At 60.2% G+C, this 16,118-nt stretch carries 10 protein-coding genes and 5 pseudogenes; 7 read left to right on the top strand and 8 right to left on the bottom strand.

The genetic code is table 11. The features are described 5' to 3' along the window. From I6F35_RS12885 to I6F35_RS12895, 3 genes and pseudogenes are all read left to right on the top strand, one after another. A pseudogene (locus I6F35_RS12885) lies at positions 1-158 on the top strand (IS110 family transposase); the annotation flags it as partial. 144 nt (positions 159-302) lie between these two features. After that, a complete protein-coding gene (locus I6F35_RS12890; RefSeq protein WP_225118047.1) occupies positions 303-536 on the top strand; it encodes a hypothetical protein in 234 nt (77 codons plus the stop codon). A 277-nt stretch (positions 537-813) separates the two neighbouring features. Beyond that, a pseudogene (locus I6F35_RS12895) lies at positions 814-924 on the top strand (DNA ligase); the annotation flags it as partial. Between the two features lie 406 nt (positions 925-1,330). On the opposite strand, the gene I6F35_RS12900 reads toward I6F35_RS12895, so the two are convergent. After that, positions 1,331-2,734: an FAD-binding oxidoreductase gene (locus I6F35_RS12900; protein ID WP_225118048.1), complete on the bottom strand. Its 1,404-nt coding sequence runs from the start codon at positions 2,732-2,734 to the stop codon at positions 1,331-1,333. A gap of 999 nt (positions 2,735-3,733) precedes the next feature. On the opposite strand from I6F35_RS12900, the gene I6F35_RS12905 reads away from it, so the two are divergent. The 4 genes and pseudogenes from I6F35_RS12905 to I6F35_RS12920 all read left to right on the top strand — a co-directional run. Then, positions 3,734-4,693 carry a helix-turn-helix domain-containing protein gene (locus I6F35_RS12905; RefSeq protein WP_225118049.1) on the top strand — a complete coding sequence of 320 codons (960 nt, stop codon included), beginning with the start codon at positions 3,734-3,736 and terminating at the stop codon, positions 4,691-4,693. Positions 4,694-5,512: 819 nt separating this feature from the next. Beyond that, the gene (locus I6F35_RS12910) at positions 5,513-6,742 is read left to right on the top strand and encodes a cupin domain-containing protein (RefSeq protein WP_225118050.1); all 1,230 of its coding nucleotides are present in this window, start codon (positions 5,513-5,515) and stop codon (positions 6,740-6,742) included. A 335-nt stretch (positions 6,743-7,077) separates the two neighbouring features. Beyond that, a pseudogene (locus I6F35_RS40155) lies at positions 7,078-7,278 on the top strand (DUF417 family protein); the annotation flags it as partial. Between the two features lie 648 nt (positions 7,279-7,926). Continuing rightward, positions 7,927-8,870: pseudogene (locus I6F35_RS12920) on the top strand (molybdopterin-dependent oxidoreductase); the annotation flags it as partial. Positions 8,871-8,989: 119 nt separating this feature from the next. Here I6F35_RS12920 and I6F35_RS12925 read toward each other — a convergent pair. From I6F35_RS12925 to I6F35_RS12955, 7 genes and pseudogenes are all read right to left on the bottom strand, one after another. Beyond that, positions 8,990-9,298: pseudogene (locus tag I6F35_RS12925) on the bottom strand (2Fe-2S iron-sulfur cluster-binding protein); the annotation flags it as partial. A 12-nt stretch (positions 9,299-9,310) separates the two neighbouring features. Then, the gene (locus tag I6F35_RS12930; RefSeq protein WP_225118051.1) at positions 9,311-10,423 is read right to left on the bottom strand and encodes a cytochrome P450; all 1,113 of its coding nucleotides are present in this window, start codon (positions 10,421-10,423) and stop codon (positions 9,311-9,313) included. 974 nt (positions 10,424-11,397) lie between these two features. Continuing rightward, positions 11,398-11,841 carry a MarR family transcriptional regulator gene (locus tag I6F35_RS12935; protein WP_225118052.1) on the bottom strand — a complete coding sequence of 148 codons (444 nt, stop codon included), beginning with the start codon at positions 11,839-11,841 and terminating at the stop codon, positions 11,398-11,400. Positions 11,842-11,959: 118 nt separating this feature from the next. Next, complete coding sequence (locus tag I6F35_RS12940) at positions 11,960-12,565, bottom strand: glutathione S-transferase (RefSeq protein ID WP_225118053.1); 606 nt, start codon at positions 12,563-12,565, stop codon at positions 11,960-11,962. Positions 12,566-12,667: 102 nt separating this feature from the next. After that, a complete protein-coding gene (locus I6F35_RS12945) occupies positions 12,668-13,837 on the bottom strand; it encodes an MFS transporter (RefSeq protein ID WP_225118054.1) in 1,170 nt (389 codons plus the stop codon). Positions 13,838-14,200: 363 nt separating this feature from the next. Then, positions 14,201-14,839 carry an HD domain-containing protein gene (locus tag I6F35_RS12950; RefSeq protein WP_225118055.1) on the bottom strand — a complete coding sequence of 213 codons (639 nt, stop codon included), beginning with the start codon at positions 14,837-14,839 and terminating at the stop codon, positions 14,201-14,203. Positions 14,840-15,053: 214 nt separating this feature from the next. Continuing rightward, positions 15,054-16,082 carry an RES family NAD+ phosphorylase gene (locus I6F35_RS12955; protein ID WP_225118056.1) on the bottom strand — a complete coding sequence of 343 codons (1,029 nt, stop codon included), beginning with the start codon at positions 16,080-16,082 and terminating at the stop codon, positions 15,054-15,056. Positions 16,083-16,118: the final 36 nt, after the last annotated feature.

The following is a 16,118-nucleotide window of genomic DNA, read 5'->3' on the forward strand; positions in this document are numbered from 1 at the left end:
CCGCCCGATACGACAAAAGCCTCGGAGAGTTCCGTGACAGGCTGCTCAGGGCCGGCAAAGAGAAAATGGTCATTCGCATTGCCTTGGCGCGCAAGCTCCTCGTCAGACTCAATGCAAAAGCTCGCGATGCGCGAGCCCAATACGCCAATGCAACTTGACAATCCAGATAGTCGCTCATCCGGGTCCTTTTGGGTGTTGTCGGCTATAGTGAACCTCTCAAAATCTTGCACCGGTCCCAACTTGTAACTTGAAACTTCGTTCCTATTTTGTTCTCTTTAGGGGCTCTACACAAGGGAGCCTCTATGCCGGATCTCGAGTTCGTCCGCGGGGAAATCGAATACATGCGCGTCCAGGTTGGACGTCAACGGAAAGACATTCTGAAGCTTCAACGGGCGGGGATCTCCACCGCCTCAGCTGAACTGCTCCTCCAAAGAATGCTTGCGAAGATCGAAGGTCTTTGCACCGAGCGCGATAGGCTCAAGAGAGAATTACCAGGAGCGACCGCAGGTAAAGTGCTTGGAGGCCGAAAATGGTGAAATATTTCAGCGATGGCGAGAACCTGACGCCATTTTTCAAAGCTCTGAACGAGGCCTGTCGCTTAGCGACGCTCGAAGGGTGGTGCTATCAGCACGTTCAGGCGATCATCGTGGCCATTGACCAATATGCAGAGGCGGCGACGGTCGGACGCGCGGCGATAATACTCCGTAAGCTTCCCGCGGCGCGCGCACTTAATGGACGAACTGCTTCGGCAGTACCATCACGATGTTGACGTCGCGCTCGAGGATCTTTGCAGCGATGATCTGGATGTGACGGGAGAAGTTATGGGTCGAGCCGAAGCTGCTCGCCGAGATCGAGTACCGTGCCAAGTCAGCCGAGGGCAAGGTGCGGCACCCCTTCTTTAAGGGCCTGCGGGAGGACCTCTGAGATGAGATGGTGCGTTCGCTGCTTGGTAAGCTCTTGCGGGAGCATGAAGAAATCTCCCGCAACCATCTTTCGAAAAGAATCGGGATTGCAGAATCGAACGCTGACGCACGGTCGCTGTAGGTATTTCAGCATGCTTCGCGCTCCTCGTTCGTCGTCAGGATGACCGTCTTGATCATCGCCCGCGCCTTCGAGCGCGCCCTCGGTGTCCGCCTGAAAAGAAAATCGCCCGCCTGTAACTCCAGCGAGTCGCTCTGCCTTCTCTCTATATTGATTCAATACAGCACGAGCAAGAATTGGGCGGGCGCGCGGAATTAAATCGAGCCCACCGAATTGAGAGTCGTGGGACCGCCTATTCAGTAGCAGCCAAGATCGCCAGCTCACCGCGATGCCGGGCGGCTTTGTCCAATCAGGTGGCCGGTATCACATTGTGGTTGAGCCGGAACATGTTGGCCGGGTCGTAGGTCTTCTTGATAGACGCTAAGCGCTCGTAGCGCTCCGGCCCGTAAATCTCCACGCCGTCGGCCGCCTCATCCGGCGCGAGGTTGTTCACGAAACGCCGGTCGCCCTGCCAGGGCTTCATGCCGTCGAGCAGCTCGGCGACCGACCTCTTGAGTTGCTGCTCCTGCGACAGCGGACCCGCCGAGACGCCGAGCAGGCTGTACGGGAGGCCCCTTGTAGCTACGGCGTTGGGTACCGCCGGCTCCCGGTCCCACGCCCCGCCCAGGGCACGAAGCTCGGCGATGACCAGGGCGGTCTCGGCGTCCGGGCCGACCAGTTCGATCAGTTTGTCCTGCGCCTGCGCGGGGAACTCTCGTAGCATGATGCCCCGTTCGTAGTAGGGCAGCGGGTCAGTCGGCTCGCTGTGGATCGACGCGACCTCGGTGTAGGGCATGTCCCGCACCGTGTCCAGGACTGCCGGAGCTACCGCCCGCAGCGGCGCTATCATCCGCTCGCCGTCCGCGGTCGTGCCGTTGTAGGCGATCCGCACCGACACCAGAAACTTCCCGCGTACAGGCTCGGGCACTCCGGGCACCGATGGCATCCGCATCACGGCGATCGACGTGACCATGGTCTCCGGGGTGCTCGGGTGCCAGTCGGTCCAGGCTCGCAACACGTCGGCCGTGCGCTCGCCGGGGAAGTAGATGCCGCCGCCGTAGAGGCGGGATACCGGGAACAGGTCGAATTCCAGGGCGGTGACCACTCCGAAGTTGCCTTTGCCGCCGCGCAGCGCCCAGAACAGGTCGGGTTCGGATTCCGCGTTGACATGCCGCAGTTCGCCATCCGCGGTGACCACGTCAAGCGAGCGCACGTGGTCGGCGGCGTAGCCGTGGGAGCGGCCGAGGGTCGGGCTGAGGCCACCGCCGAGCGTGTAACCGGAGACTCCCACGGTGGGGTTCGACCCGTTCAGCGGGGCCAGCCCGGCCTTGGCCGCCTTCGCGATGACCTCCGACCACAGGACTCCGGCGCCGACCCGGGCCGTGCGGCCGGCCACGTCGATCGTTATATCGTTCATTCGATGGGTCGCGATCACCACGGCGCCGTGCGCCTGGCCGACAATCTGGTGGCCGGTGGTCTTCACCAGGACCGGCCGGTGCTGCCCCGCCGCGAAAGTAACGGCGGCCTGGACATCGCGCGCGCTCTCCGGCACCACGATCACCGCAGGCACCAGCTCATGATTCAGATTCCAGACGGCGCGTTCGTCGTCGTATCCCGCCTCGCCCGGCAGTAGAACCGAACCCGCGACCGTGGCCAGCAGGGGCGCGGCATCTTCCGGCGATACCGGCGGCAGCGACGCATCGTTAAAAACCATGACATACATCCCTTTTTCTAGTGCCATACCCAAGCCAAGACGCGTGGACGATTCGAAAAGCCTCTGTTGTTCTCCTCGGCCATTCGTGATTACGGCTGTGGTGGTGGGGACTGATTTAGTGCGGTTCCGAAGATGAACGCTTTTGCGATTCGCATCTCTTCTTTCCTGAACAGTTTTGCTGGATCGAACTCCGGATCTGGCACGAAGCCATCTCGATTAGCATCTTGATTTTGGCAAGGCTCTCTCGATCCAGCTTGCCATCGTAAGCCATAGGCCGCCGAGCGGGGCCGCGTCGTGGGTCTAACGCGCCCTTTCGTACCTCGCGTCACGCACTGGCGTCGCGTGACGAATTCGACGATGACTGGAGTATGCCAGCGGCATGCATGGCGCCGGTCCAGAATGGTGTCGCTCGCCTGCGCAAGATCGCTGCGGCCCGGTCTCGGGGGGCAAGCAGGGCGAGAGCGTGATCCTCCGTCGATCTCGTCGAGGTGAAGGTCGCCGCGGACAAGACCGCGTAAGCCGCGGTGATCCGCTATCGACGGGTTTGTGGAAGAACAGGGTGACGAAGAGCAGGCCGGTAAAGGAATCTGAAGGGATCATCAAGTTATCCCAGAACCAAACATAGTACCAGGTGAGAACCGGACGTAATAGGAATGTTGGATGCGGAGCATTTTGTCGGGTCTGCCGGGAGATCAACGAATAATACGCGCTAACAACTAACCTATTGCCGGCGCCTCACAACCCTCTAGCCAGGGTTCGCGTTTCTGCTTGCGGTGCCGATCGGCCTCTCGGCGTGGCTTCATTTACCTGGGACTGGCGCCTTCATCTTTAAGCTGGCGACCCGATCATCTCAGCGCTGTTCAGCCCATCACTGCTCGATGACCCCGGCTGTCACGATCGCGCGCTTCTCCAACATTTGATTGCGCGTGCCGTTGAAGAGTCGGATCGGAGCCCTCTTCTAGGAGCTTCAAACCACGGCCTTAAGGGATCTCGGTGACAATGCCGACTGCTGACCTTCTGATGCGCAGTGCTGACCTTCTGCAGACGCCCGAGTTGAATTACGAACAGTGGAGGGATCTATTGCGCCCGATTTGTGGGCTGCACACGATAGACAATCCTGAAACCTTTGCCGGCAGGGTTCGCCCCCGGGACATCTTCGGACTTAATGCGTCGGAGATTAGGAACAATAAATGCCGTTGCGAACGGACACAAAGGGATATTCGCGTTGACGGCCTTGATCACTGCTTTGCCGTATTTCAGATCGCTGGACGATCAACGATCATTCAAGATGATCAGCCCGTAGCACTGGCGGTGGGAGATGTCGCGTTCGTAAATTGTGCGCGCCCAGTGACGTATCTTAATGATGGCCACGAACAGTGGATCACTCTGCAGTTGCCTCGCCAGCGTCTGATTCGTGGCGTTGGATTCGAGCCGCGCGGCGGCCTTACTGGCTACTCTGGAACGCCTGCATCACGCCTGCTGTTCCAACTCGTTCTGGACGCCGTCAACGAAGAGAAATCTACGCCTACGTCGGCTGGCAACTATATGCAATTGGCGATTTTTGATCTGCTCGGAGCACTATTAGCGCCGGAAGATCCAGCACCGAGGTCGCTTCATTCGGATCGATTGTTCAGGCGCATCTGCTTTGTCGTGAAAGATCGCTTTGCCGACCCGGATTTCGGTCCATCTGAGATTGCGGCCGAGGTCGGTATTTCGCTACGTTACCTCCAAAAACTGTTCACGAACCGCGGTTGTAGCTGCAGCGGCTTCATTCAATCAGTGCGCCTGGATCAAGCTGCGCGCAGTATTAATCGTCGGGCATCGATGAAGTCGGGCCAGAGTCTGAGCGAGATAGCCTACGCTTGCGGGTATCGCGATTACAACAATTTCGCCCGTGCGTTCCGCCAACGGTTCGGTCACGCACCTAGCGTTCACCTACAGGGAACGACGCCAACCTAGTGCGTGGCGTAATGCCCGCAAGGGTGCGTTAGACCCACGACGCCGGCCGCGCGGTCGCCTATCTGAGATGGCAGCTACCTACGGCCGCGTCGCGAGATGTGTTGTCCGCGTGAACCGTCGGCAGATTCCATTCTGCTCAGTTCGCTTTTTCGTGCGCATGATGAAAGGGCGACCCGTCAGTTTGGCGAGTACATCCTGACGTATAGGAGTGCCGTAAGTGCCACGGCGAGAACCTGAGCGGCGGCGTGCCCGGGGCAGTTAACGCCGTTGGTTGCGCCTTGGCGCGCTCTATCAGCTTTTCGACTTGGGCGCTGACTTCTTGGCCGAAACGATCGTGGCTTCTGCAACGGTTCTATGCGCAGCCCTTTGAGGTTGCATTCATGTTGCAGGACTTCGGCAGTCGGGCCAAGGACGAAGGCAGAACAGCTTGGCGCTGAACGAAGCACGCTACACGGTCTCGCCGAAAGTTAATTGTTCGGCGCGCGGAGCAGCCAGTTACTGACCGCTTCAGCATCCGCGGGTTGATCGCGGGAGAGCGTCGGCGTGAGCGGTCAATCGGCCGCGAAACTTCAGTTCATTGGTATCGAGGCTGCCAGTGCCAATGTTAGTGCGCCTGCCGGAAACTGCTGGAAATCGTGCTAACGAGAAATATCGACGCTGGCTAAAGCTTGCGGAGAAAGCAGGGTACTCCCAATTCCTCTTTCGCGGTTGGATCGCCTACCGCATTGATAGCGTTAACCGCTTCCGTCGGACGACGCACGGAGAAGTCAAGCACCGCGTCGTGCGCAGCAGCAGTCTCGAATCATAGGAGAACCAAGCATGGATTCCATTTCCCGTCGGCATCTATTGGCGGCAACAGCCGCCGGTGGTCTTCTTACGACTGCGGGTCTCGCGCATGCGCAAACCGGAGGCGCCGCTACTCCACAGCCACAGCGGCCTGGTCGCGGCGGCACCGATCCCGGCCCGCGCAATCTGATGCGGGATCAGCAGAACCCGGATCTGTTGGTCCCGCCATCGACCGATCATGGCACGTTGCCGAACCTGCGCTTCTCGTTTTCCGATGCGCATGTGCGGCTCGAGCCTGGCGGCTGGACCCGCCAGGTCACGCAGCGCGAGCTCGGCGTTGCGAAGTCCATCGCCGGCGTGAACATGCGCCTGAACGCCGGTGGGGTACGCGAGCTGCATTGGCACAAGGCATCGGAATGGGCCTACATGCTGTATGGCAAGGCGCGCGTGACGGCCGTCGATTCTGAGGGGCGCTATTTCGTCGACGACGTTGGCGTCGGCGACCTCTGGTTCTTCCCGGGCGGGACCCCGCACTCGATCCAGGGCCTTGGTCCCGACGGCTGTGAATTCCTTCTCGTCTTCGACGACGGCGACTTCGACGAGGACAACACTTTCCTGCTCAACGACTGGTTCAGGCGCGTGCCGCCCGACGTGCTGGGTAAAAATTTCGGCGTGCCTGCCGCGCTGTTCGGCCATACCCCTGAGGAAAGCGAACGCTATATTTTCAACGCGCCGATACCGGGGCCGCTCGGCTCGGAAGTCATACCGGGCGCGCAGGCGGCGGAGACGAGCTACACGTGGAGGATGATGGAGCAGGTGCCGATCAAGACCAGAAGCGGATCGGTGCGGATCACCGATTCCCGTCTGTTCCCGATCAGCACCACGATCGCCGCGGCGCTGGTCGAAGTTGAGCCGGGCGGATTGCGCGAGGCGCACTGGCACCCCAATGGCGATGAGTGGCTTTACGTCATCGAGGGGCAGACGCGCATGGGCGTGTTTGCCGGCCAGGGGCAGGCCCGAACGTTCGATCTGCAGGCCGGCGATGTCGGCTACGTGCCGGTGGCGATGGGCCACTACCTCGAGAACACGGGGTCGAACACGCTGCGATTCCTCGAAACGTTCAAGAGCGACCGCTTTGTCGACTTTTCTCTAGACACGTGGATGGCAGCGACGCCGCCGGAACTGGTGCAGGCGCATCTAAACCTCGATCCACAAGTGATGAATAGGCTGCGCAAGACCAAGGCTCTGGTCGTGCCGGAATAACCGCCTATGTCGGAATGCATCGCGGCCGGCGCCGACAGTGAAGCAGGGCTCTGGCGGACCACAGTTGCGGTCGCCAGAGCCCTGTGTATTTCGCCTCAGCTGCAAGCCACAGGGCCTGCTTGTGAAAGCGGCGTATGCAAGCAGCGTTCGAGATGCCGAATGCCGCGGGTCACAACCATGGAAGCTGCACCCGATATCCTCCTTTTTTCGGTACGCGCAGCAAGCCGTGTGATTTGAAAAGAACATTCAGGCTGTTGAAATACGACACAGGCCGGGTGCCGCAACCTGATCATGCTCGATGTAATGGATGAGGAAAACGTCATGATCGGCGGGAAGGAGAGTTGAAGCCGGCTGATAGAGCCTGGCAGACCGAAAACAATACCTACCGATTCTCGAACGGATTGGGCTCAGTTGAGATCATAATTGGCTTGTTAACATTGGTCGGGCTTTTTTCGCGTCGATACGGAATGTTGGGAGCGATATTGGCCTTCCTCACGCCGTTCGTGACGTTGTCGTTCCTGATCACGACGCCCTGAGGTCCGGGTCTCGGCGCTCGGCGATACGCCACATGGCTTCCCTTGGCTCTCGGGCGCCGTGGTCGGCTGGTGATAAAGGACGTCATGTTGTTGGCCGGCGGCTGGCTCATCATGACCGACAGCGCCCGCGCTTTGCTCGAGGTCGGCCGGCAGCCTGCTTCTGATCTGGGAGGCGTCCGCCATTTTCTCGGCGCGGGGAAACTGTAAGTGGTGAAGCTCCGACTCGCGGAGCATCACGTTCCTTTGAACATGCTTGTTTTGGTGATCGGGCCAGTGATCAGGTTGATGGGCTTGAGGCCGGTCACGTGGCGAGGCACGAGGACACTCCTGGGCCTCGGCGTGGGTGTCGCCGGCTGATCACGCTGATCGGTTCGTGCTGTGGCCGATCACGATGATCTAGGCCTATGTTGACGTGGCAGCGGACTGGATGGCGGAGCCCCGGCCATGACGATTCGCTCATGGCGCTCAATCTAGATGCCGCTGTTCCCGCTGATCTGGCTCTGCGCATCCGGTTCAACGCGTTTGTGAGGCTTCGCCCTTGATGGTGCTGCTGGGTCACAAGCGCATTTGATGACCCGCTGAGCCGCGAGCGGTCTATCTCCGGTGGGCTGACGAGGTAATCTCCAATCCGCGTTCGGCTACGCCCGGGGCACTCACATCGCCACGATCTACGGCATGCTGTGGCACATTTTCGAAAATGGCTGGGAGGACAAGGAATGCTTCAGCCAGCTCGTCTACGGCGTTAACGAGATCCGCAAGCGGGCGGCGAAGTGGAATCCGAAGGAGGTCGAGCGTGTCACCGGCCTGCCGGAGGCGCAGGTCAAGCGTATCGCCGAACTGTTCGCCAAGCAGAAGCCGGCGACGCTGATCTGGGCGATGGGGCAGACCCAGTTCACCACCGGCACCGCCAATGTGCGCGCCAGTTGCCTGTTGCTGCTTGCCACCGGCAATGTCGGCCGGCCCGGCGCCGGCGCCAATATCTTCCGCGGCCACACCAACGTGCAGGGCGCAACCGATCTCGGCCTCGATGTGACGACGTTGCCGCTCTATTACGGCCTCGCCGGGAGGCCTGGCGGCATTGGTGCCGGGTCTGGGAGGTCGATTACGACTGGATGAAGTCGCGCTTCCCGACCAAGCAGCTCATGGAAACGCCGGGCATTCCGAGCACGCGCTGGTTCGATGCGACCTTGCTGCCGAAGGACCAGATCAGCCAGCCCAATCCGGTGCAGGCGATGTTCGTCATGGGGCATGGCGTCAACACCATCACCCGGATGCCGGACGCGGTACGCGGCATCGAGAAGCTCGAGCTGCTGGTGGTGTGCGACCCCTATCCGACGGCGTGGTCGGTGATCTCCGAGCGCAAGAACGGCACCTATCTTCTGCCGGCCTGCACGAGCTTCGAGATGGACGGCTCGCGCACCGCCTTCAATCGCTCGCTACAATGGGGCGAGAAGATCGTCGAGCCGGTCTTCGTATCCAAAACCGACCACGACATGTATATGCTCGCTAAGAAGCTCGGCTTTGCTGACCTGATGTTCAAGAACATCAAGGTCGAGGACAGCTCGGTGTCGGCAGAAGACATCCTGCGCGAGATCAAGATCCGCCGCAACAGGTGATCAGGGGATCATCTCGTCCAGGCTAAAACTCGTAAGAGAGCTGCCGCTGGTCCCGGTCCCGCCGTCTCATCATCGCCTCGCCTGCCGCCGCCTACCGGCAGGCGAAGAACGAGGCCATCGAGCTCCGATACAATGGCGATCTGGCACGACAGCCGGCTAGTCGGCTGTCGCTCTGCGGCGGCGCCATCAAGGAGAGCATCTTCGTCTTCGGTCATTTTCGTCAGGCGGTTGATCCAGCCGTCATCGACATAGACATGGCAAGTGGCACACATGGCGTTGCCGCCGCACTCGGCCGCGATCTCGGCGATGCCGTGACGGGCCGCAGCCTGCATGGCACTTTCTCCGGCATGCGCATCGACAGCGTCAGGGCGTCCGTCGGGGTGAATGAAATTGATAGTCGGCATGGTGGTCCTGGCTCAGGCTGGTTTGAGGGTGACGGGAAGACTGTCGAGACCCCGCAGGGTGTTATTGTAGAGACGCTTAACTGGCTCACTGATCTCGATCGATGCAGCCTTCCGCGCCAGCGCCGAGAGCATCATCTCGCCTTCGAGCCGCGCCACGAGTTGCCCGACGCACATGTGGATGCCGGAGCCAAAGCCGACATGACCGCTGGTCCGGCGCGTTACGTCGTACTGGTCGGGCAGTTCCCAACGGCGCGGGTCGCGATTGGCCGCGCCAAGGAACATCAGAACTTTTTTACCTTCTCTGATGCGATGACCGCTGATATCGACATCGCGCGTAGCGGTCCGGAAGAACGTCTGGACGGGGCTCTCGAACCTGATGGCCTCCTCGAACGCGTTGCGAGCCAGACTCGGGTCGCTGCGAAGCCGCGCCCACTGATCGGGAAAGCGCGCCAAGCAGTAAATCGCGGCACCAAGGCCATTGATGGTGGTGTCGAGCCCTGCGCTCAGCAGCGCGCGCACCAGGAGCGGCGCTTCGGCTGCCGTGATCTCGCCGGCATCGGCACGTGCATAGATGCGGGCTCCGAAGCCGCCGGGCGTCAGGTTCTCGCGCTGGCATTGCTCCTGCACATAGGCCTGGTGTGGAGCGGAGCGTTCGATCGCGGTTTGCCGCAGCTCGTTGGGCGGCCCGAATGCATTGAAGACAACGCCGGCATAAGGCAGCAAATGCTCGCGCCCCTCTGGCTTGAGGCCCAGCGCATCGGGGAACACTGAAAGCGGGTAGGCCTCAGCTAGCTCGGTGATCGCATCGAAGCTGCGTTTGGCGAGAAGCGCGTCGGCCTTGGCTTCCGCGGCCGCCGCGAAGCCGTCGCGAATCTGTTTCATCGCGGCTGGCGACAACACGCGGCTCAGCACGGCACGGGCACGCGTATGTGCCGGTGGGTCGGCCTCGAGGATCAGGCTCGCGGGACGCCAGGGCTTCTCCTTGGCGAAGTCGCTCAAACCGATGCCTCGACTGGAACAGAACGTCGCGGGGTCATTGAGAACAGCATGGACCTCGGCGTAGCGAGCCACGGCGTAAACATCCCAGCGACGGAGCTGGACCACCGGACCGGCTTCGCGAAGCACCTCATGGGCCGGGTGCGGATCGGCGAAAAAATCGAGTGAGAACGGATCGATGTCCAGTTCCGGGATCGATGAGGGAATGTCAGGCTGGACCGCAGCCGCACCGGATGCCTCTCCTGCGTTTGGCGACGGGGTCCTCGTGACCATGTGAACCTCCTGAATATTGCTGTGGTCAGTTGACGGTTGTGCCTCTGCACGTGTGGGGCCTACTCGGATGGCAACCGCGCCGTGCGTGAGTTGGAGCCGCCTTTGAATGAGTAGAATGGCGAGAGTGACGCCTGGCGGTTGCGCTGCTCGCTATGATCAAGCCGCGCGTCATCAGGTTTTGGTACATGTTTGTTGTCTGGAAAACGAACATGTTCGCGAGAGATCTCTGCGGCGTCTTTCACAGCGATGTGTCGGCGCGCATTTACGCGGGAGAACGCGTTGCGGAGGGCTTCTCCACGGCTACCCAAGGCGCTTTGGACGGCAGTGCAACGTCACGATCGACGACGACGCGAGGGCCACCGCGATCTCCTTCGCAGCGCTCGATCATCTCACGCGGGACGGCTCACCACACCGGGTAATCGTGCCACACTGGACCAACGTTTAAAGAGTTACGCTCCGCAAAATTGCTCCAGTGACGCTAATAACAGCGCCTGCTCGGGGCGGGATGCCAAGAACTGCGTTGAAGCTGGTTATGCGCCTGCTCCGGAAAATCCACAGCCGTACGCATCACAGCCTATTCTGGTCCACGTCTCGTCGCAGCCACAACCTTCTCCAGTCGCGTGCTGCGCGCAAACTGTTTGGGGCGTACTCCATATACGGCTGAAACGTTCGTTCCTCCTAACAAATGAGTCTGAGCCGGTCGCTCGAAATCTGCAACTGAATCACTGACAGCTAGACCTACGGCAGTACAATTCTTTGACTCCAACAGCGCAAGAGCCGAATCCCGCAGGCTGCGGCATTACCGGCTCCGTACCAGTTCGGTGGATCGCTCAGATCGCGCTGTCGATCAGACTCTTTAGTAATCGCTTAAGCTCGCTTACTGACCTGCTGCCGCAACTCCGCACGATGTGCGCTTCCTGGCTCATTGCCAGCAGGTCGAGCCGGTGGCACAGGATCCTGCCGCGGTCGGAACAGAACATCAGCACCTTTCGACGATCCTTAGGATCCCAGGCCCGATAAACCAGGGCATCCGACACCATGCCGCCGATGATTTTTGTCAGCGTTGGATGATTGAGCAGTACCAATTCAGCGAGATCGCCCATAGAGCGTCCGTTTCCGTCCGACAGTACCTTCAGAATCCGCCATCGCTCGACCCCCACTCCTTCGGTGGCAAAGCGCGCTTTAAGCTGCCGGTTGATGTCCCGATTTGCTTGCGCGAGCCGATAGGCAAGATATTCGGTGATAAGCGTTTCCTGACCGGGCAGCTTGGCCATCGGCGTGACAATTTCAGAGCCTTGAATTTCGCCAGGAACGCGGGTTTCAGCAGCGTCTTGCGACGCGGTGCATGGTCCTAACAGTGCACCTTCGCATCTCATGGCGTCGGCGGGATGCTCAATGCCGCTGCACTGCGGGCCGCGCTAGGCCGGGGTCCAGCCAAGCTGGTACTTCTTCTTGAAGGCTGTCGTATTCGACGAGTTCGCGAGCCTCGTAAAAGCCGGTCAAGTTGCGTACCCACCCAGGCATAGAAGTGTCGGCAACGGTATATTCATCGTCCATGATCCACCGTCGTCCGGCGAGATGCGTTTCCCTGACGCCTAGCAGGCGCCTTGATTCGTTGACATGTCGCTGAAGTGGGCGCTTGTCCTCGTAAGTACGGCCCGCGAATTTGTTAAAGAAGGCAAGCTGGCTGAACATCGGTCCGATCCCTCTCATCTGGAAATTCACCAACTGGATCGTCGGGTAATGGCGAGCTGCGCTATTCGGCAAAAGCTTGCCAGTCTTCTCTGCAAGATGTTGCAGAATTCCTCCGGATGCGAGCAAGGGCAGCGGCTCATCATCTCGACCGTTGAGGTCCGGGATCGCAGGGATCCTGTCATTCGGGTTCAATGAAAGGAATTCCGGCGTGTGCTGGTCGCCCTTATTGAAGTCAACCAGATGCACTTCGTACGGAAGCCCGATCTCCTCCGGTATTATCGAGACCTTCACGCCACTTGGCATCTCTCAATCCGCTCTTCCAGTTAGATCAACACTTTTCGAGGTGGTAAGCATCACGGCGGGTGAACGTTTGGAGCTACGTGAGTGTTGCCACATCTATCGCCTTCACCATTCATCAAACCGCTCTGACGCAGTGCGGCTGCTGGCCGCCAGTGGCAGCAGCGCGGCAACGCTGAATCCCGCGGCTACCCAGCCGAGTCGCGCCACGCCACCATCGGCGATCACCAGGGCGCCGACTGCCGCGCCCGCGGCGCTGCCGAGATAGATGGCCGATGAGTTCAGTGAAAGGCTGACGGCGGCCAGAGCTGGAGCGAGCGAGACCAGTCGCGCCTGCTGCGCCGTCATCAAGCCCCAGCTGGCGAGCCCCCAAAGCAGGATGGCCGGTACGAGGGCCAGCATGACCTGCGCCGGCCTGAGCGCAGCGCTCAGCGAGAAGACAAGGTATGCGAGAAGAGTAAGACAGCAACCAATCATCACGGTATCGCCCGCACCCCAGTTGTCCGCCATGGTGCCGCCAAGCCGAGCGCCAGCCGCACTAGCAATGCCGAAGCCGAGTAGTACCAGCGCCAGCCTCTGTGGTCCGACCCCGGCGACGTCGGCCAGGAAGGCGCCCAGATATGTGTACATGGTGAAGGTGCCAGCCACCGTCAGCACACTAGTTGCCAAGACCGCCAGCATGTCAGAGCGCTTCGCAAGCACCAGGCGTTCACCCAGGCTAGCGGTGGTGGTGGGCGCTTGGCGCGGCAGCCAAGCGAGGATTCCAATCAGTGAGAGCGCCGCCAGCCCCGCCACGCCGAGAAAAGTGGCGCGCCAGCCGAAGCTCTGACCGAGCAGCACCCCAAGTGGAACGCCGGCGACGATTGCCAACGTTAGCCCGTTGGTGACCATAGACAGAGCGCGGCCGCGCCGCTCCGGGCCGCCCACTGCAGCGGCATATCCGCTGGCCGCTGGCATGAAGCTGGACGCAGACAGGGCCAGCAGCAGGCGGGCCGCCAGCACGCCGGCATACCCCGGTGCCAAGGCCGCGAGCAGATTGGCGAGGCTGAATCCAGCCATTGCCACGGCGAGCACGCTGCGACGCTCTAGCCTCGCGGTCAGCACTGCCATGACGGGAGCGCCGCTCGCATAAGCGAGGGAGAAGGCGGTAACCAGGTGGCCTGCCGCGGGCAGGCCGACATTCAGGTCTCGCGCCATGGCGGGCAAGAGGCCGGCGATCATGAAACCCTCCGTGCCGATCGCGAACGCCCCGAGGCTGAGCCAGATGAGACGGGTCATTCTGCTGAAGGAAGCGCGGCTAGTCGAAATTCGACGGCGATGAACGCCCACAACGGCTCTGCGAGGCCAAGCAGTTGTGAATACGCGTGCAAACGTTTGGCGGCCGAAGGTGGGTTTGCTACGCTCGATATATTCGACATTGGACGTCCACACCTTCTCTGACGCGCTTCTTTATGCCCGAGCGGGTCTGAAGCCTAACCAAGCCCCGACGATCGCCTCTGCCAAGCCGGTGGTCTTCGGAGCGCCGGGACGATCGCCTCTCAGGCGCCAGCAGCCTTTTCATCCATCGATATGCGGCGCGAGGATTTGACGCTGTACCGGCGCCATTTACCGAGAGTTGAAGCACATGAAGTCTTAAGTGGCTCAACTGTTCCAGGGAGCGTCATGAATACGGGCGCATACGTTAGGCTTACGGAATGTAGGATCATGATGTTCAATATATTCCACGTTGACCGTGCCGAACGTCGTCTGAGGCTTCTTCAAGGCCGAGCAAGTCTGAACTTCAATAAACTTTCTCTTGAAATCACTCCGAGGAAAGGCGGCGATCACTTGGTCGCGTTGCTCTGGCGTGTACTCGTCATATCCTCTCCCGACGACGTCCATGAGGACGCCAGCATTGGTAAGAGCGATTTCTGGTCGCATGTATTGGGGGATGCCGGGCGTCGTATGGAGGGCGATCGCCTCCCACACCAGATCCGCTTTCGGTTCGGGGATGCCATGGCTCCGGAGAAATTCGCGCGCCGCATCGGCGCCGTCGACTTCAAACCGCCTTTCCTGGGTGTGATAAGCATCGACAAGACCCAAGTCATGAAACAGCGCGGCGACGTACAGCAGTTCAGAGTCGAACTTTAGGTTTTGGCGGATTCCCTTCATCCCACCGAATACAAACACGCGAACCGAGTGGTTGAATAACATTTCGTTCTCATGTTGCCGTACGAGTTCGGCGGCTTCGCGCGCGATCCTGCTGTCGGGGATCTTGATGCCAGAAATAATATCGGCCATTGTCGAATTCCTGTCTCCGTGTCTGCGATCTGCGCTGCCGGCAGTGACCGACTCCCCCGAACCTGATGCATCATCGGCATCGCTCCGGTCACTGGTGCTGGCGAATAGATGCGTTGCGCCTTGTCTAAGAACAGGACCAAGATTGCCGATTCGGACTGTACCATTGTGGGATTGCTGCCTTTTCCATGCACTTGGTGCGCTTGCGCGGACTCGCCTAACGATCGATGCCGGCTCGTTTTTCCCGACGGTGCCGTTTCACCGTGAATCCGTCCGTCGCGAATTCGGCGCGCTTGACGCGATGCACTTCTATGTTTTGGGGGACGATGCGAAGGCTGGCTTCGCGCCAATCGACATCCCGCGGGTCAAGAGGCATTGCTTTCGCAATTGCAGTGAAGTCCAAGCTTTCCGGCTCTTGCTCATTCTCATGAACGTCCTTGTCTAACGGTGCAATTTTCTCAACTACCTCGTAATCTTCCACCCACCCATCCTCTGCCCAATACCCCGTACTGGCGCTAATCTCTGTTCCCTCCGGAACGTTCAGGGCCTCGACACGGGCAGCCTTGTGAAAAAGGGCGACGTAAGCATCGGCTCCCCCTGACTCCAACGATGGAGAAATGATGCCGTCGATCGGGACCGAAGCCTCCGTCGCCAGAAAATCGGCTATGGCCTGCGTTGCGAGGCATTCAAACGGATCATCATCGGGCATCACCGGCCGCATGATACGCCCACTCAGCAACCGCAGGAACACGGCGCCCTCTATCCTCCCAGCTAATCCGAAATCAGATAGGCTTTCAGTGACGCGAACGTCAGACAGGGCGGTCAAATGGAGCAGTCGCAGCTTTCTGATGATCTCGAATTGGGCCACCGCGATCTGACTACCAAGAGGTGGGCGCACTTCAGCAATAGCCGCTCTCCGATTGTTTGCACCGTAGAAAACCGAGATGCCGCGCGCATTCACGCGACCTGCCGCCGCAAAGGGTGCTGGCGGCGCGCCGAGGTAGAGGTCCGGCCTGGCGAGGGCAGCTTCGAGTCTCTCGTCAGACTGAAAGACCCGAGCACGATAGAGGGTATGAAGATCTGTTCCCGGACCCGCATCCACCACGAGCGGACGGCCGTCGCGCGTTTGCAGCTCGCTTATACCATGGAAGATCGATGTGAGATGATTTGCTGCCGTCCGGTTGAAAAAGCGCGCCTCGGTCTTGAGTGAGTTCTCGAAATTGCACCAATCCATGGTTTGATTCACCGCGTTCTCCTTAAAGGCATCAAGCCTCGGCTAAAA

It is taken from the genome of Bradyrhizobium sp. BRP22 (assembly GCF_020194175.1).
Classification (GTDB): Bacteria; Pseudomonadota; Alphaproteobacteria; order Rhizobiales; family Xanthobacteraceae; genus Bradyrhizobium.